Below are 20,833 nucleotides of genomic sequence, written 5' to 3'. Positions count from 1 at the left end.
CCCTCAGCGACGGGCGAGCGATGCCGTCAGGTCGATGGCGCCGGTGACCGGGAGGTCGCAGACGGTGCCGCGGCAGACGTAGGCGGCGGGCTGCCCGCCGACCGGTGGCCGTTCAGCCAGCAGCGGCGCCGAGTCCGGTGCGCCCGCGACGATCACCGTTCCGCCGGGTGCGGAGGCGCGCGCGGCGGCGAGCAGTTCGGCGGCGTCACCGCCGGGCGGCACCGAGATCGCGATCTGCAGCGGACCGTGGAACGCCGCCTCGGCGACGGTCAACCACTGCCCCGCCGAGCGCGGCGCCCGCGCCAGCACCACCGCACCGCGGGCCAGCGTGCGATCCGCCAGCTCGCGGTACCGCACCGCGTTCTCCGGCTCGGCCAGCGCGGCGGCGGTGAGCAGCGCCTCGGCCAGCGACGACGCCCCCGCCGGGGTGGCGCCGTCGATCGGGTCGCGCGGCCGCGCCACCAGCGTCTCGGCGTCGTCGGCGGTGTCGAACCAGCTGCCCGGCTCCTCCGGGTCGGCGAAGTGCGCGACCGCGGCGTCCAGGATCTGCTCGGCGCGCGCCCGCCACTCCGGCTCCCCGGTCACCTGGTGCAGCGCGAGCAACCCGGTGACCAGCCAGGCGTAATCCTCCAGGACCCCTGGCGATCCCCCGGCCGCGCCGCCGAGCGAGGCGCGCAGCACCCGGCCGTCCACCACGTGCACCCGCAGCAGGAACTCCGCGCAGCGCCGCGCCGCCGCCACCCACGCCGGAACATCCAGCGCCGCACCGGCTTCGGCGAGCGCGGTGATGGCGATGCCGTTCCACGCGGTGACCACCTTGTCGTCCCGCTCCGGCTGCGGCCGCCGGTCCCTGGCGTCGCGCAGCACCGTGCGCGCCCGGTCCAGCCGCTCCGGGTCGTCCGGCTCGGTGAGCCGGGTGAGCACCGAGGTGCCGTGCTCGAACGTGCCCGCCGTTGTCACGCCCAATTGCGCTGCGGCCCATGCCCCCTCGGTGGGGCCGAGCTCGGCGATCAGCTCGGTCGGGGTCCAGACGTAGGTGGCGCCCTCGACGCCGGGCTCCCCCGGGCGCACCGGGGTGTCGGCATCCAACGCGGAGGCGAACCCGCCGTGCTCGGTGCCGAGGTCGTCCAGCAGGAAGGCTGCGGTCTCCGCCGTCACCCGCGCGGCGAGCGACTGCCCACCCGTGCCGGTCTCGGCGGGCAGCTCCCGGCGGGCCAGGTGCGCGTAGGCGCGCAGCAGCTGCGCATTGTCGTAGAGCATCTTCTCGAAGTGCGGCACCAGCCACCGCTCGTCCACCGAGTACCGGGCGAAACCACCGCGCAGCTGGTCGTAGATGCCGCCGCGCGCCATGGCATCGGCGGTCCGCTCGACCAGGGCGTAGGTCTCCGGGTCGCCGGTGCGCTCCCAGCTCCGCAGCAACCCCGCGAGCAGCGCCGACGGCGGGAACTTCGGCGCGCCCCCGAACCCGCCGAACGCCGTGTCCTCGTCCTTGCGGACCGCGCCCACCACGTGGTCCAGCAGGTCCGCGCCGATCGCCCCGCCCGCGTCCGGCAGCCCGGTCGCCTGCGCGCGCAGCGCCTCCGCCACCTGCGCCGCCGCCTGATCCACCTCGTCGCGCCGGTTGCGCCAGGTGTCGGTGATGGCGGTGAGCACCTGGGTGAACGACGGCGACCCGCCGCGCGGCACCCGCGGGTAGTAGGTGCCGCAGTAGAACGGCGACCCGTCCGGCGCCAGGAAACAGGTCATCGGCCACCCGCCGTGCCCGGTCATGGCGACGGTCGCGTTCATGTAGACGGCGTCCAGATCCGGCCGCTCCTCGCGGTCCACCTTCACGCAGACGAAGTCGGCGTTCATCTGCGCCGCCGTCGCCTCGTCCTCGAACGACTCGTGCGCCATCACGTGGCACCAGTGGCAGGAGGCGTAGCCGATGGAGAGCAGGATCGGCACGTCCCGCTCCCGCGCCTCCGCCAGCGCCTCGCTGCTCCACTCGCGCCAGTGCACCGGGTTGTCGGCGTGCTGGCGCAGGTACGGGGAGGTCGCGGTTCCGAGCCGGTTCATACGTTCAGCGTTCCACAGATGTCCGGTCGCACACGTTCTTCACGGGGCGCAGTGCCAGAGCGCGTCCATCGGCACCGCCCGGAGCTTCGGGCCGTAGGGCAGGGTCTGCTTGCCGGTGTACAGCACGTATCCCGCGACGAACCGCTCCCCCGCGGCCGCCTCCAGATTCCGCAGTCCGGCGAGATCCTCCGACCGCACCGTCGCGCCCGCCTTCACCTCGATCCCGACGATCCGGCCATCGGGTGTCTCCAGCACCACGTCGACCTCGACCTTGTCCTTCGTGCGGTAGTGGAACATGCGGACCCGCTCCTCGGACCAGCTGAGCTGTCGCGCGACCTCCATCGCGACGAAGTTCTCCAGCATCGGCCCGGCGGCGCCGCCCAGCTCGTCCAGGCGTGCCACGCTCTGGCCGAGCAGATGGCTCGCGATGCCGCTGTCGACGAGGGCCAGCTTCGGGGTGCCGATGGCGCGCTGCGTCGAGCCCGGCGACCAGGCCGGGATGCTCTTGATCAGGAAGACCGACTGCAGGAGTTCGAGGTATCGCACCAGCGTGGTCCGGGGAATTCCGGACTGCCCGGCCAGGGTCGATGGCACCAGTAGACCGCCCGCTCGCGCGGCAAGCAGGCTCAGGAGTTTCAGCATTTCACCGTGGCGCTCGATGCTCGCCAGCTGGAGAACGTCGCGTTCGATCAGGGTCTGCAGGTAGGACTCGAAGAACGCCGACCGGCGCCGGGGCGTGCGTCGGTGCGCCTCCGGGAAACCGCCGACCACGACCCGCTCCAGGTAGTCCCTGCGGCGCAGCGTCGTCGAGTGCTCCACGGCGGGGCCGTGCTGGAAAGCGGCGTCGACGAAGCGATCCGGCCCGCTGTCCACCTCTCCCTGGGAGAACGGCCACAGCTCGATCACCTCCATGCGGCCGGGCAGCGCGTCGGGCAGGGTGCGCAGGGCGAGGATGCGCGAAGAGCCGGTCAGCAGGAATCTGCCCGGCGTCGGGTCGAGGTCGACCGTCAGCTTGATGGGACGGAGCAGTTCGGGAGCGAGCTGGATCTCGTCGATGACCATGAGCCCGGATTCGCGGTCGACGAAACCCGCGGGATCGTCCTGCGCGGCGCGCAGGGTGGCCGGGTCGTCCAACAGCCGAAAGACCACGTCCCCGCGAGCGCCGCCGACCAGCCGGGTGACCGTGCTCTTACCCGTCTGACGCGCGCCGTTGACCAGCACCACCCGGGTATCCGCCAGCGCTTCGCCGATCAACGACTCGGCCCGTCGCGGGAGGATGTTTCGCGCGTTCACCGTGCCAGTATGGCACCGTGAGACCGTACTCGTGGTCATCTGGACGCAGAGTTGGTGGTCATCTGGACGCTACTTTCGTGGACATTTGGACGCTTCGGCGCTGGACGCCTGGCCGGTGTCGGGACTGCGCGTTCTGCCCATGACCTCAAGGCACTGTCACCCGATCCGAACCACCCGGGCCCAGGGCGGCGGACGCTCGCGGAGGTAGCCGTAATTCCGGTGGTAACTCGCCGTCGGCCCGCCGAACAGCCCGACGACGGTGCGGCAGGGCGGGCGGGTGTCGGGCCAGGGGGTGTACCCGTCGGTGAGGGCGACGATGACGTCGGGTCGGGTGCGCAGGGCCTTCTTGAAGCCTGCGCGCAGGTCGGTGCCGCCGCCGCCGATGAGCGGGATGGCGGTGGCGCGGCAGAGGGGGGCGGCGATGTGGGCGGCGGCGTCGCAGGAGATGACGGTGACGAGGTCGCGGCGGCCGCCGACGGCGCGGGCGATGGCGGCGGTTTCGAGCAGGGCGCTGCCGAGGTCGGTGTCGGAGACCGAGCCTGAGGTGTCGATGAGGACGGCGACGCGGGGCGGGGTGCGGCGCAGGCTGGGCAGGACCAGGCCGGGGAGCGCGGTGGAGCGGCGGGCGGGGCGGCCGTAGGTGTAGTCGTCGCCCGCACCCCCGGCCGCGGCGGCGGCGCGGAGGGCGGCGCCGAGCAGGTCGCGCCACGGCTGCGGCGGGTGCAGCACCTGCTCGGCCCAGCGGCGCCAGCTGCCGGACGCGGTGCCCGGCGTGCCCGCGATGCTCTGCGCGACCCGGAAGCGCGCGGCTTCGCGGTCCTGGTCGCTGAGGGCGTCGGCGCCGTCGGGGCCGAGTTCCCACCCGCGGTCGAGGCCGTCGGCGCCGCTGCCGCAGTCCAGCCAGGCCATCTCCTGGGTGTGTCGGCCGAGGCGGAATTCGCGCAGGTACTCCTCCATGAGCTTGCCGCTCTCCAGGCCGAGGGTCGCGGGCAGTACGGCACCTTCGGGCTGGACCAGCCCGTCGCCGAAGGCGTCGTCGTTGATCTCGGCGTCGGCGGCGATGTTCATCCGGAGCCGCTCGGCGGGGCCGGTGAGGTCGTTGGCGCGGGCGAAGCGGTCGCTGCGGCCGTGGTGGTCGCGGATCAGGTGCGAGACCTCGTGCACGAGGACCGAGGCGAGCTCGGGGACCGGGGTGCGCTCGACGAAGGCCGGGGAGACGTAGCAGCGCCAGTACCGGTCGACGCCCATGGTCGGCACCCGCCGCGATTCGACGAGGTGCAGCGCGTACAGGACGGTGGCGAGGTAGGGGCGCGCCTTGGCGGCGAGCAGCCGGGCGGAGTAGAGCTTCTCGGTGGTCATCGGCCCACCTGCGCGGCGGCGCGGTCCGCTCCCTGCGCGACCGCGACGAGTCCGGCGAGCCGCTCGATCGCCTCCGGCACCACCCAGTCGTCCCGGCGCAGGGTCGCCAGCGTGGTGGCGGGGACGACGACGAGGTCCGGCGGGCCGGTCTCGACGGCGCGGACCAGCAGTGCCCAGGCCGCGTCCCAGCGCGCCCGCTCCGGACGCTTGCGCACGGCGGCGACGACGCCGTCCAGCGCCGCCTGGCGCAGGTCGCCGCGGTCCGGGAGCTCGGCGGCGGCGGGGTCGGCGAGCAGGGTCTCCGGGTCGGGCAGGTCCATGCGGTCCATGCTGCTCAGCAGCTCGAAGCCGGGGCCGTCGCCGACGGCGCCGCGGACCAGCAGGGAGAGCACGTCCCGGCCGACGCCCGCGGCGGTGGCGAAGGCGACCAGCCGAACCGTCATCTCCCAGCTGCGCGGTGACGGCCATGCGCCGCCGCGCTGCGTCTCGCCGCTCGGCAGCCGGTGCACGAGCAGGGGTCGGGCGGCGAGCAGCTCGCACACCGCGCGGCGGGCGAAATCGACAGCGGCGGTGAACTTCTCGGGGTCGAGCGCGGGCAGGGTGGCGCGCGGCCAGGTTCCGCCGAGGCCGCGGACCACCACGTCGTGGTCGTGGGTCCAGTACAGGTGGACGAAGCGGTTGGCCAGCGGCGGGCTCAGCTCCCAGCCGTCGGCGGCGGAGGCGCGCGGGTTGGCGGCGGCGACGATGCGCACGCCGTCCGGGAGGTGGAGGGTGCCGATCCGGCGCTCCAGCACGAGCCGGAGCAGGGCGGCCTGCACGGCGGGCGGCGCGGTGGAGAGCTCGTCCAGGAAGAGCAGGCCGCGGCCCGCGCGGACCAGCCGGACGGCCCAGTCCGGCGGCGCCATCGGGACACCCTCGGTGGCGGGGTCGGCGCCGATGACGGGGAGCCCGGAGAAATCGGACGGCTCGTGCACGCTGGCGATCACCGTGGTGAGCGGGAGGTCGAGGGTGGCGGCGAGCTGGGTGAGGGCGGCGGTCTTGCCGATGCCCGGCTCGCCCCAGAGCAGCACCGGGAGGTCGGCGGCGACGGCGAGGGTGAGGGCGTCGAGCTGGGTGTCGGGGCGGGGTTCGGTGGTGGTCGCGCGGAGCAGGGTGAGGAGTTCGCGGGCAGCGTTCAGCTGGGACATTTCAGGCATGGGGCATCACCGTGGGGGAAGTAGGGGGGATCAGCGGTGGGTGGCGTGGCGCGGGTGGGCGCCGGAGACGCGGCGCTGCGCGCGCCGGGGTGGCGGGCCGACCGGGGTGAGCCCGGCGCGGTAGAGGCCGTGGGTGATCTTGCGCTCGGCGGCGGCTTCCAGTTCGGCGCGGAGCGGGCCGTCGCGGAGCAGGGTGTCGGGGCCGAGCAGCCCCTCGACGACGGCGAGCGCGCCGGTGATGTCGCCGTGGCGCAGGCGTTCGCCGACGCCTGCGAGGGCGTCGGGGTTGCGGTGCGCCCGGTCGATCACGCGCAGGCAGGGCAGCGGGGTGCCGGTGAGGGCGACCAGGAGTTCCTCGCGGTGCAGTTCGGCCTGCGTGTGGTCGAGGGCCGTGAGGGTGCCGTCGCGCATGCCGAGGCGATGCTGTTCGCCGCGGCAGTCGACCAGCAGTTGCTGTGCGGTGTCGGGTTTGGTGGTCCGGGTGTGGCCGGGGGCGAGTGCGTTCGCTACCAGGGGGTGCAGGCGGTCAGGAGTGATCGCGCCCGCGCGCAGGAGTTGCAGGTCTGGGAGGGTCCAGGTGGCGGCGTCGGGGAGGACCGGGAGTGCGCCTCGGGGGCGGGGTGCGTCCGGGTACGGGTCGACGAGGGCGCGGCGGCGGGCGCCGACCCGGACCAGGACGGGTCCGGGCGGGAGGGCGTCGGCGTGCAGGAGGATTCGCGCTTCGTCCGCCCAGCGCTCGGTGGCGCAACCGGACGGCAGGGGTTGCTCGCCGGAATCAGCCGCACGACCGGCCCCTTCGGACACCCACGAGATGCCGTTACGCGCGCCGGACGCCCGCGGGTCGGCAGTCTCCGATCCAGCCGCACTCAGGCCGAGGGTGTCCGCACCGGCCGCACGCAAGGCGATGGCGTCCACTGCGGCCGCACGCAAGCCGACGGTGCCCACACCGGCCGCGTGCATGTCGAGATAATCTCCTGCACCGCAACGCATCCGCAGTTCACCCGCCCGGCGAGCGTCCCACAGGTGCCGGTGCAGATCGAGCCGGAAGCGCCGGTCGGGCCGCGGGTGCGGGTGTGCACCCGCCGCACCCCCGTCCCACAGCGCGATGCTGACCCGCTGCCCGGCATCCGCCCAGGCAGGCGCGGTCCGCACCACCAGGTGCACCGGCCCGTACCGGGCCAGCGTCAAGGTCAGCCCCGGCCGCAGCAGCCCGTCGGGGGCGACCCGGGGCAGGTGCCAGCGCAGCAGATCGGGCGCGAGGTGGCGGAGATCGGTGCGTATCGGGGGCGGTAGCGCCCGCGGATCGAGGTCGAGATCGAAACCGGCCGCGGCGCAGGCCCCGGCCCAGTCACCGGCGAGCCGCCGAACGGTACAGGTTTCGATCATGGCGGCCGGTACCGCGAATTCGCGGACGCGGAGCCAGAGGGAGAGTCGGGAATCGTTCATCAGCACGCACCGTGCGCGAACGAGACCCCCGTTCCTTGCTCAGAAGAGGCAATCACGCTCTCGACGATAGCACCCACGGCGTGGCGCCGATGGCCGCCTTGCGCTCCGGCAACGCCAGCGTGACCCCGGCGAGCAGCACCGCGACCACCGCGATGGCGGAGAGCATGACCATGCTCCCGCCGAGCGTGTGCGCGCGGAAGAAGAGCGCGGCGAGGACGGCGAGCCCGACCGAGTTGCCGATCTGCTCGACGGTCGGCAGCAGCCCGGAGGCTTCGCCGAGGTCGCGGTCGTTCAGCCCGGCCAGCATGATCGGCTGCAGGGGGATCCCGAACACCCCGACACCGAACCCGGCCAGGAAGACCGGGCCGGTGACCAGCAGCAGGTTCACCGCGCCGTCGGTGATGTGCAGGTAGCAGACGCCGACGACGACCCAGAACCCGAACGAGGCGATGCCCGCGGCGAGGGCGCGAATGCCGAAGCGGTTCACCAGGATCGGCGAAATGATGGCGCCCGCGCCCGCGCCGATGGCGAACGGGGTCATGGCGATGCCGGTGCGCAGGGCGGAGAAGTCGAGGACGTCCTGGAGCAGGATGGAGACGGTGAAGACGAAGGCGGTGAAGAGCCCGAAGAAGACCGTCACCAGCACCGAGCCGACGGCGAAGCCGCGGTCGGCGAAGAGGTCGAGCCGCACCAGCGCGGTGCCGCCCCGGCGCCGGGTGGCGCGCTCGTAGGCGACGAAGCCCGCGCCGAGCGCGAGCGCAGCAGCCACGCAGGCGAGGTGGAGCAGCCGCCACCCGGCCTGCTGGCTGTCGGCCAGCGCGAAGAGCAGCAGGAACAGCGCGGCGGTGGCGAGCACCGAGCCGCGCAGGTCGAGCGGGGGGCGCTCGGGGGCGGGGCCGATCCGCAAGAAGCGCAGCGCCAGCGCGATGGCGATGATGCCGAGCGGCAGGTTCATCAGGAAGATGACCGGCCAGCCGAGCCCGAGCGGGTCGACGGTGATCAGCACGCCGCCGAGGATCGGGCCGAGCATCCCCGCGAACCCGGCGACCGCGCCGTACACGGCGAAGGCGTAGGGCTGGTGGTCGCGCCGGAAGGTCGCGGTGATCACCGCGATGGTCTGCGCCGCCATCCCGGCCCCGGCCACGCCCTGCACGATCCGGGCGAGCACCAGTTCCAGTGCGCTGTCGGACAATCCGCACCAGACCGAGGCGGCGGTGAAGGCCGCCGCCGACCAGAGGAACATCCGGCGGCGCCCGAGGATCGCGCCGAGCCTGGCCGCGGTGAGCAGCGCGCAGGCGAAGGCGAGCGAGTACCCGGCCACCACCCACAGCTGCTGCGCGCGCGAGGCCCCGAGCTCGGTGGTGATCACCGGGAGCGCGGTGTTGACGATGGTGACGTCGATCATCTGCATGAAGACCGAGAGCAGGCAGGCGCTGAACGCCCCGATCGCGGTGGTCGCCTCCTGCCTGGTCATCGCAGCGCCGCCCGGAACATCGGCCAGGAGCGGTGCAGGTCGTCCTGCCAGTAGCTCCAGGCGTGGGTGCCGGTGGGCCGCAGGTCGAAGGTGGCCGGGATGTTCGCGGCGCGCAGCCGCTCCTGCAGCTGCCTGGTGCAGGCGTTCGCCACCACCTCCAAAGGGGCGCCGAACATCAACTGGTACAGCAGGTTCGGGAGGTCGCCCGCGTCGGCGATGTTCTCCCTCGGCCCTGGCAGCCCGGTGCCGGTGGCGACGTAGACGGCGGTGCCGCGCAGCCTGTCGGCCTGCAGGAAGGGGTCGTTGGCGCGCCAGGCCGGGTCGGTCGGCGGGCCCCACATGTTCGCGGGGGTGCCGCGCTGGGTGGTGATCACCGCCTGCACGATGGTCTGCCCGGCGGGGTCGCTGGTGCGCACGCAGCCGCTGTAGGAGCCGATGGCCCGGTAGAAGCCGGGGGCCGCCAGCGCGAGCTGGAAGACCGAGGTGCCCGCCATCGAGACGCCCGCGATGGCATTGGCCCCGGTGCCGTCGAACTCGGCATCGATCAGCGGCGGCAGCTCCTCGGTGAGGAAGGTGCCCCAGCGCTGTTTGCCGAGCACCGGGTCGTCGGCGCGCCAGTCGGTGAAGTAGCTGCCCGCGCCGTCCAGCACGACGACCACGGTGACCTGCTCGTCCGCGAAGAATTCGGCGATATCGGTGCGGTCGATCCAATTCCCGTCGGAGCCGCCGCTGGAACCATTCAGCAAATAAAGCGTCGGCGCCGGTTTCTCCGGGTCGGCGGCGGGCAGCACGGCGATTTCCACCACGCGGTCCATGGCGGCGGAATACACCTCCACCTGTTGCTGCCTTCCGGGGCCCGGTCGGATTTCCGCTATTTCCGCGGCAGCGCTCGGCTCGGCGTGCGCATCCGACCACACCCCGGCGAGCAGTAGCGCGAAAGCGAGCACGACCGCGCCCGTTCGTCGCAGATTCTTCGGCATATCCACTCCTGGCCCCGGACCGTAGTCAACGTTGTGCACGGCCGGCCGATACCGGAATTCGGGAATTACTGTGGTTCTCACCAAGTGCGGTGCGGGGCGGTTCGATACGTTTCCCAATTCCCCTCCACGAGGCGTCCCCGCAGATCGCCATGACGGCGGGGACGAGCAGCACGCGCAGCACGGCGGCGTCGATGACCAGCGCGGTCACCATGCCGACCGCGATGTACTGCATCATCACCAGGTCCGAGAGCGCGAAGGCGCCGCAGACCACGAGCAGGACGAGCGCGGCGGCGGTGATGATCCAGCCGGTGCGGGCGATGCCGTCACGCACCGCCTCGGTCGTGGAGGCGCCCTCGGCCCGCGCCTCTACGATCCTGGCCAGCAGGAAGACCTGGTAGTCGGTGGAGAGGCCGTAGATCACCGAGACGATCAGCACCAGGACCAGCGCCATGATCGGCTGCGGGGTGAAGCCGAGCACCCCTGCGCCGTTGCCCGCGACGAAGATCCAGGTCAGCACGCCGAGCGTGGAGCCGAGGCCGAGCAGGTTCAGGAGCCCGGCCTGCAGCGGGAGCACGATCGAGCCGAAGGCCACCATCATGAGCACCGTGGTGATCAGGAAGACCAGGACGACCATGAGCGGCAGCCGGTCGAGCAGTGCGTCCACGCTGTCCCGTTCGCTCGCGGGCTGCCCGCCGACCAGCACGGTTGTCCCCGGCGGGGTGGGCATCGAGCGCAGGTAGTCGATGGTGGCGTCGGCGTCGTGCGAGTCCATGACCACGGTGTTCGTGGTGAAGACGCCGAGGTCGGACTGGGCGTGCAGCGCGGGCGGGAAGGGCGCCTCCAGCCCGGGGGCGCCGTTCGCGCGCTCGACCACCTCGCCGATCACGGCGGTGTCGAAGGTGATCACCACCAGGTCGACCGGGTTGATCTGGCGCAGCGGGAAGAGCTCGTCGAAGTGCTGCTGGGCGAGGCGGGTCGGGTGCTCGGGGGGCAGGAAACGCTCGGAGATCCCGCCGAACTGCACCTCCCGCACCGGGGCGATGAGGAGCAGCAGCAGCGCCACCACCGGCACCGCCACCAGCCACGGCCGCCGCATGACCCCACCGGCGATCCGGCCCCACGGGTTGTTGCGCTGCTCGATGTCGGCGCGGCGGGCGTGGAAGCGGTTGAAGCCGAGCCGGTCCACCCGGTGCCCGAGGATCGCCAGCACGGCGGGGAGCACGGTCACCGAGACCGCGGCGGCCAGCGCCACCGTGATCATCGCGCCGAGCGCGAAGGAGCGCAGGAAACCGTGCGGGAACAGCAGGATCGCGCCGGAGGCGACGACCACGATGGTGGCGGAGAAGGCCACGGTGCGGCCCGCCGTCGCGACCGAGCGGGCGACCGCCTCCGGCACCGGCCTGCCCGCGGCCAGCTCCTCGCGGAACCGGCTCACGATGAAGAGGCCGTAGTCGATGGCGAGGCCGAGCCCGATCATCGACACCACCGGCGAGACGAACGAGTTCACCTCCATGACGTGCGTCAGCAGCCGCACCACGCCCCACGCCCCGGCCACGGTGAGCCCGCCGACGATGAGCGGCAGCGCCGCCGCCACCACCCCGCCGAACAGGAAGAACAGCAGCACCGCGACCGCAGGGATGGCGATCAGCTCCATCCGCCGCTGGTCGTGCGCCATGGTGTCGTTGAGCGCGAGCGCGACCGGCTGCGCGCCCGCCACCTCCAGGTCGACGCCGGGCAGCACGAACTCGTCGGCGACCTGCCGGTAGTTGTTCAGCACCTCGGTGTCGTCCCGGCCGCGCACCGCGACCGAGGCGAAGGCGTGCTCGCCGTCGGGCGTGCCGAAGACGTCGGGCACCGCGAGCCCGGTGTCGGTCTCCCAGTAGCTGCCGTTGATCTTCTCGATCCGGTCCGGGAAGCGCTCGGGCAGCCCGTTCAGGAAGCCGGTGACGGTCGCCGCGAACGCCGGGTCGTCCACGGTCCGCCCGGCGGGGGCGTGGAAGACCAGCAGCACGTCGGCGACGTGGTTGGGGCCGAACGCCTCGTCCTGCACCCGCAGCGCCAGCGCCGACTCCGAGCCGGGGTCGTCCCAGCCGCTCACGCTGAGGTGCGCGTGCAGCCCGAGGCCGTACCCGCCGAGCGCGAGCAGCCCGCCGACGACCACCGTGAGCACCAGGAATCGACGCCGGACGATCAGCTCGATCCACCGGCCGAATCCACCGGACAAAGCCACCTCCCGACCTTGGAACCCCACTCCGGGACACCTGAAACATAAGCACCGGCAACGGCATCCACAGCCCCCCGATTCGGTCGGTTCGAGATTCCACAACCGATTCGAGAGCGTGTTGTGAACTGTCCCTGAAACATCGAGCGGCACCTGTGAGCGTGGTTACGCTGACCCCAGTCGCCAGCTGCGCAGGCCAATTTCACGAGTCGCCCGACATCGATGGCGCTCGAATCAATCCGGCTCGGGAGGATGTGCATGTCGGATATCGCAATTGTCGGTATCGGTTGCCGTTTTGCAGGTGGAATCGATTCCCCGGACACTTTCTGGGATTTCGTCCTCGACAAGCGTGACGGTGTGGTCGAGATGCCGTCGGACCGGTGGGATTACCGCCGCTACTACGACCCCGAGCCGCGGACGCCGGGGCGCAGCTACACCAAGCACGGCGCCTTCATGACCACCGACCCGTGGGAGTTCGACCCGGACTTCTTCGGCATCTCGCCGCGCGAGGCCACGGTGCTCGACCCGCAGCAGCGGCTCATGCTCGAGGTCACCTGGGAGGCGCTGGACGACGCCGGGATCGCGCGGCACGCGGCGGGCAGCTCGGTCGGCGTGTACGTGGGCGGGTTCGTGGTGGACCAGTCGGTGATCGGCGTGGTCGGCCCCGCGCTGTTCCACACCGACATGCACACCCCGGCGAGCGCCTCCTACACGATGCTGTCGAACCGGATCGCCTACGCGCTCAACCTGGTCGGGCCCGCGATCACCGTGGACACGGCCTGCTCGTCGTCGCTGGTCGCCTTCCATTTGGCCTGCCAGGCGCTGGCGAACGGCGACTGCGAGGTGGCGCTGGCGGGCGGCGTGAACGTCATGCTGCAGCCGGAGACCTTCGTCCTCATGTGCAAGGGCGGCTTCCTCGCCACCGACGGCCGCTGCAAGTCCTTCGACGCCGCCGCCGACGGCTACGGCCGCGGCGAGGGCGCGGGCATGGTGGCGCTGAAGAAGCTGGACGACGCGGTGCGCGCCGGCGACCGGATCTACGCCGTGGTCAAGGCCACCGGCTCGAACCAGGACGGCCGCACCACCGCGATCACCGTGCCGAACGTGGACTCGCAGGAGTCGCTGGCCCGCCAGGTGTGCGTGCGCTCCGGGCTGGCCCCGGAGTCGATCACCTACGTGGAGGCACACGGCACCGGCACCCTGGTCGGCGACCCGGTGGAGCTGCGCGCGCTGGGGCGGGTCTTCGGCGCGCCGTCCGGGCGCACCGAGTCGCTCGGCGTCGGCTCGGTGAAGTCGACCATCGGGCACACCGAGGCCGCGGCGGGCGTCGCCAGCGTGATCAAGGCCGCGCTGGCGATCAAGCACCGGACCATCCCGCCGCAGGGCTGGATCGACAAGCCCAACCCGGACATCCCCTTCGACGAGCTGGGGCTGCACGTCCAGACCGAGGCCGAGCCGCTGCCCGCCGACGCCCCGCCCATGTCGATCGCGGTCAACGGCTTCGGCTACGGCGGCACCAACGCGCACGCCATCCTGCAGGAGTACCGGCCCGCCACCGTCGTCGAGCCCGCTCGCGCGCCGAAACACTACGGCGTGCTGCCGATCTCGGCCCGCGGCACCGCCGCCGCCCGCGCGCTGGCGGGCCGCTTCGCCGACCTGATCACCGGCGGCGCCGACCCGGCCCGGCTGGCCGAGGCCGCCTGGACCCGGATGGCGCACCACCAGTACCGCACCGGCATGCTGCTCGGCGACACCGACGAGCTGGTGCGCGACCTGCGCGCCTTCGCGGGCGGCGAGGGCAGGGACGCGGTCCGCACCATCGTGGCGCGCAGCACCGAGCCGGTCTTCGTCTTCTCCGGCATGGGCCCGCAGTGGTGGGGCATGGCGCGCGAGCTGCTCGCCACCGACGGGCCCTTCGCGGAGGCGGCGAAGGAGATCGACGACGAGTTCCGCGCGCTCGCGGGGTGGTCGATCATCGAGGAGCTGCTGAAGCCGGAGGAGGAGTCGCGGGTCACCAGCACCGAGGTGGCGCAGCCCGCGAACTTCCTGGTGCAGGTGGCGCTGGTGCGCGAGCTGGCGCGGTACGGGGTGGCGCCCGCCGCCATCGTCGGGCACAGCGTGGGCGAGGTCTCCGCGGCCTACGTCAGCGGGGTGCTCTCACTGCGCGACGCCGTGCTGGTCGCCTACCACCGCGCCCGGCTCCAGGCCACCACGGCCGGGACCGGTGGCATGCTCGCCGTCGGGCTCAGCGCCGACGCCGCCCGCGAACTGGTCGAGAACGACCCGCGGGTGGATATCGCCGCGATCAACAGCGCGAGCTCGCTCACCCTCTCCGGCGATGTCGACCGGCTGGACGAGATCGCCGAGAAGCTCACCGAGGACGGCGTTTTCGCGCGCCGCCTGCGGGTCGAGGTGCCCTACCACAGCCGGCTCATGGACCCGATCCTGGACGAGCTGCGCACGGTCCTGGCCCAGCTCGATCCGCGGCAGCCGACGATCCCGCTGTACTCCTCGGTCACCGGCGACGAGGTGACCGGCCCGGACTGGGGCGCCGAGTACTGGTGCGCCAATGTCCGCGAGCCGGTGCGCTTCGCCGACGCCATCGCGAAGCTCATCGCCGAGCGCAGGGTCTTCCTCGAGGTCGGCCCGCACCCGGTGCTCTCCGGCAATATCCGGGAGATCCTGCTCGGCGCGGACGTGAACGGCACCACGGTCCCGACGCTGGACCGCAAGCAGCCCGACTCGGAGAGCGTGCGCCGCACCCTGATCGGGCTGTACGGCGCGGGCGTGCTCGACCTGGACGCCCTGTTCCCGGCCGAGGACGGCACGGTTCCGCACACCCCGCTGCCGCGCTACCCCTGGCAGCGCACCCGGCTGCACTCCGCGCTCCCGCTCTTCGAGCAGGCCAGGCTCGGCACGCCGGGCGGGTACGCCATGCTCGGCGACCCCGACGTCGAGGGCAGGCCGGACTACCTGCTGCAGGTCGGCACCGAGCTGCTGCCGTGGCTCGCCGACCATGTGGTCAACAACATCAAGATCATGCCGGGCGCGGCCTACCTGGACGCGGCGCTCAGCGCCACCGCCAAGCGGCTCGGCGTCGACCGGGTCGCGCTGGAGCAGGTGCGCTTCGTGGCGCCGCTCATCATGGGACAGCCGGACACCCCGCTGCTCGCGCTCACCATCGAGGAGGCCAGCGGCCGCTTCGTCATCCGCTCCCGCTCGGCCACCGGCACCGCGTGGACGCTGCACGCCACCGGCCGCACGCTCACCGGCAGCCACCGGCAGACGAAGGTCGAGGTGCCGGAGATCGCGGTCGGCGTCGACGTCGACCCGGCCATGTTCTACACCGGGTTGGCCGCCGCCGGGCTGCAGTACGGCCCCGCCTTCCAGCGGGTGCTCACCGCCCGCGTCGGGAAGGACGCGGTGGTCGCCACCGTGGACGGCTCGATCGCGGCCGGCTCCGGCCACCTCGCGCACCCCGCGGTGGTGGACGCCGCCATGCAGACCGCCGCGCTGCTCTTCGCCGAATCCAGGATCGACGAGGGCACGCTGGTGCCGGTCGGGGTCGCCGCGGCGCGCATGGTCGCGCCGCTGCCGGAGCGGGTCACCGTGGTCGCCCGGCGCGATCCGAAGGCGAAGCTGCGCGCCGACGTCGACCTGCTCGACGACGAGCACAACCTGGTCATGCGGCTGAGCGGGCTGCAGATCGGCGCGCTCACCCCCGGCCAGGACCCCCTGCGCCGGATGGCCGACTTCTTCTACGTCGAGACCATGGAGCAGCGCGACCCGCTCGACCCCACCGCGCTGCCCCAGGATTCGGTCAGCACCGTCGTGGTCGCGCTCGGCGGCACCAACAGCCGCGCCGAGGCGCTGGCCGAGGCGATCCCCGGCGCCAGGCTGCACCTGGCCGGGCTGCCCGGTGAGGAGCCCGCCGCCGGACTCGCCGACACGCTCGCCGCCACCCGCGCGGACGGCACCGAGCGGCTGCACGTGGTGGTCGTGGCGGGCGCCGTCGAGGACGACGTGGCCGACCTCTGGACGCTGGAGCAGGTCGCGGTCGCCATCGACGCCTTCGCGCACCCCGCCGAGGGCGAGCAGCGCGGCATCGGCGATGTCTTCGGCGACGGCGAGTGCCACGTCACACTGGTCACCGAGCGCGCCTTCGCCATCCCGGACGACCCGGCGCTCCCCGACACCGGCCAGGCCGCGCTGGCGGGCGCGCGCCGCGTGCTGCTCAACGAGCAGACCACGCTGCGCTGGCGGCTCATCGACGTCGAGCCCGCCACCGAGACCGCCGACCTGGTCACCGAGCTGGCCGTCCCCGGCGCCTTCTGGAACGACAACCTGGACGAAGTAGCACTGCGCTCCGGCACCCGCTGGGCCCCGCTGGTGACCAAGCCGCTCCCGGACCGCCTGGAGGCGCTGGACACCGCGGCCCCGCTCGCCGACCCGGAGGCCAACTTCGCCCTGGAGATGCCGCGCACCAGGGTGCTCTCCGCGCTGGCCTGGCGCGAGTGTCCGCGGCCGGAGCCCGGCGCGGGCCAGGTCGAGGTCAGGATGAAGGTCATCGGGCTGAACTACAAGGACCCGCTCAAGGTGATCGGGCTGCTCGGCGAGCGCGAGCTGGCCCCGACCTACTTCGGCACCGTGCCCGGCATGGAGGGCGTCGGCGAGGTGGTGCGGGTCGGCTCCGGCATCACCGACATCGCCGTCGGCGACCAGGTCGCCATCGCCACCAAGGGCATGATGCAGCGCTACGTGCTGGTGGACCGGAACCGGGCCATCCCGCTGCCCCCTGACGCCGACCCCGGCTACTGCACCAGCACCATCGCCTTCGGCACCGCCGAGTACGCGCTGCACGACCTGGCCAGGATCGAGCCGGGCGAGTGGGTGCTGATCCACGGCGCCGCGGGCGGCGTCGGCACGGCGGCCATCCAGGTCGCCAAGGACCGCGGCGCGCGGATCATCGGCACCGCGAGCACCGAGGAGCGGCGGGCGCACGTGCTCGCGCTCGGCGCCGAGCACGCCGTCGACTCCCGCTCGCTGAACTTCGTGGACGACGTCCTGGCGATCACCGGCGGCAAGGGCGTCGAGGTGGTGCTGAGCAGCGCGCCCGGCGAGATCCTGCGGCAGAACTTCAACGCGGTGGCCGAGTTCGGCCGCATCGTCGAGGTGGGCAAGGCCGACATCTACACCGGCGGGCTGCTGGAGCTGGCCAACTTCGACAAGAACGTGGCCTACTTCTCCATGGACCTGGACCGCCTGGTCGCGGTCGACGCCCAGCGGCTCATCGCGCTGCTGCAGCGGGTCTACGAGAAGGTGCTGGCGGGCACCTACACCCCGCTCCCCTACCGGTCCTTCGAGACCGACGAGGTGGCGACCGCCTTCGAGGAGACCATCCGCTCCACCGGGCTGAACCGGATCGCGCTGCGCATCGACTCCCCGCTGCCCGCGGTCCGGCCGTACCTGCCCGAGGTCGAGTTCGACGCGGCCGGAACGTACCTCGTCACCGGCGGGTTCGGCGGGTTCGGCATGGCGATCGGGCGCTGGCTCGCGCTGCGCGGCGTGCGCAGGCTGGTCCTGATCAGCCGCAGCGGGCCGACCACCGACGAGGCGCACCGGCAGCTGGAGGCCTGGCACGCGGCGGGGGTCGAGGTGGTCGACGAGCGCGCCGACATCACCGACGCCGACGCGGTCGCGGCCATCGTGGCCAGGGCGCACACCGCCGAGCACCCGCTGCGCGGGGTGTTCCACGCGGCGGGTTCGGTGGCGGACAACCGCCTGGCCGCCATGACCTACCGCGAGCTGGACATCGTGTACCGGCCCAAGGTGCACGGCGCCCGGGTCCTGCACCGGGCCGTGGCGGAGGCCGGGATCACCCTGGACATGTTCGTGCTCTGCTCCTCCGGCGGCTCCATGTACGGCATCTACGGCCAGTACAACTACTGCGCCGCCAATGTCGCGGTGGAGACCATGGCGCAGGAGTGGGCGCGGGGCGGCGAGCGGGCGCTCTGCATCGGCTGGGGCCACCTCTCCGGCGCCACCGGCGGCATGGCGGCCGACGAGACCGCGGTCAAGTACCTCGACCTGGTCGGCTTCGACCCGCTCGACATGGCCGACGCCACCGCCTACCTGGAGCAGACGCTGCGGCTCGGCGACCCGAGGGCCGGGATCATCCCGACCGACTGGGGCAAGCTGACGGGTACCTTCCCGCAGCTGACCAGGACCGGCCGCACCATCGCGCTGGCCCAGGTCTCGGCGAAGGACACCTCGGAGCTGGCGCAGCTGCGCGCCGAGGTGGCCGCCATCGAGGAGGGCAAGCGCGGCGCCTTCGTCGCCCGCAAGATGGCCGAGGAGCTCGCGGTCGTCATGGGGGTGCCGGTGGAGTCCATCGACATGACGGTCCCGGTCCCCGAGCTGGGGCTGGACTCGCTGATGGCGGTGGAGCTCGGCGCCAGGGTCACCAAGACGCTCGGCATCGACCTGATGTCGCTGCAGATGGGGCGCTCGTTCAGCCTGGAGCAGGCCGGGCCGAAGGTGGCCGAGCTGATCCTGGCCGCGGAGTCGGCGAGCGGCGGGCTCGACCCGTCGAAGCTCATCGCCGAGGCCGCCGCGGCCGAGCCGGTGCCGGTGGGCGCGCCATCGTGACCGGCACCCGTCGAAACGAGGTTGCACCGTGGTCGAATTCGGCCTGATCGACGACTGGGCACCGGCGCCGGGCCGGTTGACCACCTGGACCGCGTCACCGGAGTCGGTGGTGCGGGCCGGGCTGGCACCGGCCCACCCCGCCCCGCCCTCGCACCAGCAGGAGCAGTACCTGAAGGCGGCCGCCCAGCACGCCGCGGCGGAGTTCCGCTACTCCGGGCTCTGCCTGGTCACCGCGGAGATCCCCACCGGCGAGCTGAACCGGGAGGCCATGACCACCGCGGTCAATGCCTTCCTGCAGCGGCACGACACCTTCCGGACCTGGTTCCGGATCGAGGGCGGGGTCGTCCAGCGGCACCTGGTGCCCGCCGAGGACGTCGAGTTCGTGCCGGTCGAGCACGGCCGGGTCGACGACCCGGCCACCGTCCGGGAGCACGTGCAGAAGACCACCCCCGGCCCGTTCGAGTGGGACTGCTTCACCTTCGGGGCGATCGAGCGCGCGGAGTCGACCACCGTCTACCTCGCCGTCGACCACCTGCACACCGACGGCTTCGGGCAGTACCTCTCCGGCTTCGACCTCGCCATGCTCTACACCCGCGAGGTCTGGCCGGACGCCCCCGACATGCTGGAACCCGCCGCCAGCTACCTGGCGTACTGCACCGCCGAGCGGGCCTACACCGGGCAGATGTCGCTCACCTCGCCCGGCGTGCGCAAGTGGCTGGAGCTCATCCGCGGCAACGAGGGCAGGCTGCCGTCCTTCCCGCTGGAGCTGGGGAAGCGCACGGACGGCTACAACCGCAGCGCGCACCGCACGGTCACGCTCTTCGACGAGGACACCGCGTCCCGCTTCGAGGAGCGGTGCCGGGCGAACGGCGCCGAGTTCGTCGGCGGCATCTTCGCCGCCGCCGCGCTGGTCGAGCGGGAGCTGCTCGACAGCGACTACTACTTCGGCATGACCCCGGTGAGCACGCGCAGCAGCCTCGCCGAGCGGGCATCGGTCGGCTGGTACGTGACGCTGCTCCCGGTCGCCTTCCCGCTCGGCGCCACCTCGTTCGACCGGGTGGTCAAGCTGGCGCAGCACGCCTACGAGAACGGGCTCCGGCTGGCGCCCACCTCGTTCCAGCGGGTGGTGGAGCTGCTGCCCGCCGACTCCGACCTGGACCTGAAGCCCGGCTGGTCCTGCCCGATGATCTCCTTCGTGGACGCGCGGGAGCTGCTCGGGAACGAGTTCTTCGACGCGGCGTCGGCGGGGCTGTACGCCAATCGCGCTGCCTCGGAGCAGGTTCTGATCTGGATCAACCGGCTGGCAGGCGAGACCACGCTGAGCGTCATCTACCCGGACACCCCGGTGGCGCACGAATCGGTCGAGCGGTACGTCACGGTGCTGCGGCGGGTCTTCGCGGCGGCGGCGGAGGGGAAGTCGTGATCGACACGGTGTTTCGCGATCCCGGGATCCCGGACGGGGAGAAGTCCGTCTACACCCTGCGGGTGGCGAACCAGCCGTCCGCGGTCGAGCTGGTCCATGCGATCGGGCACGACCGGGACGGGTACCGGACGATCACCCAGGTGGGGTCCGGGGACTTCTCGGTGAACGTCGAGCAGCGGTTCCAGCGGGTCGGGGATCGGCTCAGGGCGGCGAGCTACCGGGCCGAGACCCGCTCCGGCGGGACCGTGGTGAGCCGGGAGGAGGCGACCTTCGTCGGGACGACGCACCTCCGGTTCGGTGGCGGCGTCGCCCCCTTCCCGGCCGACCTCATGCCGCTGGCGGGCGGGCTCACCCTGCTCCGCGGGCTCGACTTCGCCGACGGCGTGGAAGAGGAGCTCGCGCTCTGGCTCGCCTTCTCGGTGCACGTCCCGGTGAGCGCCAAGGTGGAGCAGCGCTCGGTGATCGAGGTGCCCGCCGGGGAGGTGGAGTGCTGGCAGGTGCGGCTGCGGCCACGGCTCTCCGGGTTGAACGCGCTGCTGGAGAAGATGCTCAGCGGGTTCCTTCCGCCCGCGGTGGCGCACATCGAGGTGGCGGCGCCGCACCGCATGATCCGCTTCGGCTTCCCCACCGGGCCCATGCCATGGGACCCGCGCGGGACCATGGAGCTGGTCTCGTAGCTCACGGTAATTCGCGACCCCGCGCCGGCCGAGCCGGCGCGGGGTCTGTCTCTTATAC

Annotated in this window: 11 protein-coding genes; 3 read left to right on the top strand and 8 right to left on the bottom strand. The window is 72.6% G+C overall.

The genetic code is table 11. The features are described 5' to 3' along the window. Positions 1 to 3 precede the first annotated feature (3 nt). The 8 genes from ACFUUZ_RS23385 to ACFUUZ_RS23350 all read right to left on the bottom strand — a co-directional run bounded on the left by ACFUUZ_RS23385 (position 4) and on the right by ACFUUZ_RS23350 (position 12,036). Positions 4 to 2,058 (bottom strand): thioredoxin domain-containing protein, encoded by a 2,055-nt coding sequence (locus ACFUUZ_RS23385; protein ID WP_378699570.1) that lies wholly within the window; start codon positions 2,056 to 2,058, stop codon positions 4 to 6. Positions 2,059 to 2,097: 39 nt separating this feature from the next. After that, the gene (locus tag ACFUUZ_RS23380; protein ID WP_378699568.1) at positions 2,098 to 3,351 is read right to left on the bottom strand and encodes an ATP-binding protein; all 1,254 of its coding nucleotides are present in this window, start codon (positions 3,349 to 3,351) and stop codon (positions 2,098 to 2,100) included. A gap of 156 nt (positions 3,352 to 3,507) precedes the next feature. Further along, positions 3,508 to 4,710 carry a VWA-like domain-containing protein gene (locus tag ACFUUZ_RS23375; protein WP_378699566.1) on the bottom strand — a complete coding sequence of 401 codons (1,203 nt, stop codon included), beginning with the start codon at positions 4,708 to 4,710 and terminating at the stop codon, positions 3,508 to 3,510. Next, positions 4,707 to 5,906 carry an AAA family ATPase gene (locus tag ACFUUZ_RS23370; protein ID WP_378699564.1) on the bottom strand — a complete coding sequence of 400 codons (1,200 nt, stop codon included), beginning with the start codon at positions 5,904 to 5,906 and terminating at the stop codon, positions 4,707 to 4,709. Before ACFUUZ_RS23370 ends, ACFUUZ_RS23375 begins: the two co-directional genes overlap by 4 nt. Positions 5,907 to 5,936: 30 nt before the next feature. Next, complete coding sequence (locus tag ACFUUZ_RS23365; protein ID WP_378699561.1) at positions 5,937 to 7,352, bottom strand: hypothetical protein; 1,416 nt, start codon at positions 7,350 to 7,352, stop codon at positions 5,937 to 5,939. 52 nt (positions 7,353 to 7,404) lie between these two features. Further along, the gene (locus ACFUUZ_RS23360) at positions 7,405 to 8,826 is read right to left on the bottom strand and encodes an MFS transporter (protein WP_378699559.1); all 1,422 of its coding nucleotides are present in this window, start codon (positions 8,824 to 8,826) and stop codon (positions 7,405 to 7,407) included. After that, positions 8,823 to 9,806 (bottom strand): alpha/beta hydrolase, encoded by a 984-nt coding sequence (locus ACFUUZ_RS23355; RefSeq protein WP_378699557.1) that lies wholly within the window; start codon positions 9,804 to 9,806, stop codon positions 8,823 to 8,825. The genes ACFUUZ_RS23360 and ACFUUZ_RS23355 overlap by 4 nt, the downstream gene beginning before the upstream one ends. A 25-nt stretch (positions 9,807 to 9,831) precedes the next feature. Further along, entirely contained in the window at positions 9,832 to 12,036 is a 2,205-nt protein-coding gene (locus tag ACFUUZ_RS23350; protein WP_378699554.1) for an MMPL family transporter, read from the bottom strand. Positions 12,037 to 12,285: 249 nt separating this feature from the next. Between ACFUUZ_RS23350 and ACFUUZ_RS23345 the strand changes: the two genes are divergently transcribed. From ACFUUZ_RS23345 to ACFUUZ_RS23335, 3 genes are read left to right on the top strand one after another with little or no spacing between them, the layout of a single operon-like run. After that, positions 12,286 to 18,675: a type I polyketide synthase gene (locus tag ACFUUZ_RS23345; RefSeq protein WP_378699552.1), complete on the top strand. Its 6,390-nt coding sequence runs from the start codon at positions 12,286 to 12,288 to the stop codon at positions 18,673 to 18,675. A 28-nt stretch (positions 18,676 to 18,703) separates the two neighbouring features. Beyond that, positions 18,704 to 20,098 carry a condensation domain-containing protein gene (locus ACFUUZ_RS23340; protein ID WP_378699550.1) on the top strand — a complete coding sequence of 465 codons (1,395 nt, stop codon included), beginning with the start codon at positions 18,704 to 18,706 and terminating at the stop codon, positions 20,096 to 20,098. Continuing rightward, positions 20,095 to 20,775: a hypothetical protein gene (locus tag ACFUUZ_RS23335; protein WP_378699548.1), complete on the top strand. Its 681-nt coding sequence runs from the start codon at positions 20,095 to 20,097 to the stop codon at positions 20,773 to 20,775. Before ACFUUZ_RS23340 ends, ACFUUZ_RS23335 begins: the two co-directional genes overlap by 4 nt. The last annotated feature ends 58 nt before the right edge of the window (positions 20,776 to 20,833 follow it).

Source organism: Nocardia sp. NPDC057353 (assembly GCF_042667085.1).
In the GTDB taxonomy this organism is placed as follows: Bacteria; Actinomycetota; Actinomycetes; order Mycobacteriales; family Mycobacteriaceae; genus Nocardia.
Note: the sequence above shows the minus strand (reverse complement) of the source record. Positions and strands in the feature narration are given on the sequence as shown.

Coding starts and splice junctions, on each gene's coding strand:
- ACFUUZ_RS23385 (WP_378699570.1), bottom strand. CDS start 2,058: ATGAACCGGCTCGGAACCGCGACCTCCCCGTACCTGCGCCAGCACGCC.
- ACFUUZ_RS23375 (WP_378699566.1), bottom strand. CDS start 4,710: ATGACCACCGAGAAGCTCTACTCCGCCCGGCTGCTCGCCGCCAAGGCG.
- ACFUUZ_RS23370 (WP_378699564.1), bottom strand. CDS start 5,906: ATGCCTGAAATGTCCCAGCTGAACGCTGCCCGCGAACTCCTCACCCTG.
- ACFUUZ_RS23365 (WP_378699561.1), bottom strand. CDS start 7,352: ATGAACGATTCCCGACTCTCCCTCTGGCTCCGCGTCCGCGAATTCGCG.
- ACFUUZ_RS23360 (WP_378699559.1), bottom strand. CDS start 8,826: ATGACCAGGCAGGAGGCGACCACCGCGATCGGGGCGTTCAGCGCCTGC.
- ACFUUZ_RS23355 (WP_378699557.1), bottom strand. CDS start 9,806: ATGCCGAAGAATCTGCGACGAACGGGCGCGGTCGTGCTCGCTTTCGCG.
- ACFUUZ_RS23345 (WP_378699552.1), top strand. CDS start 12,286: ATGTCGGATATCGCAATTGTCGGTATCGGTTGCCGTTTTGCAGGTGGA.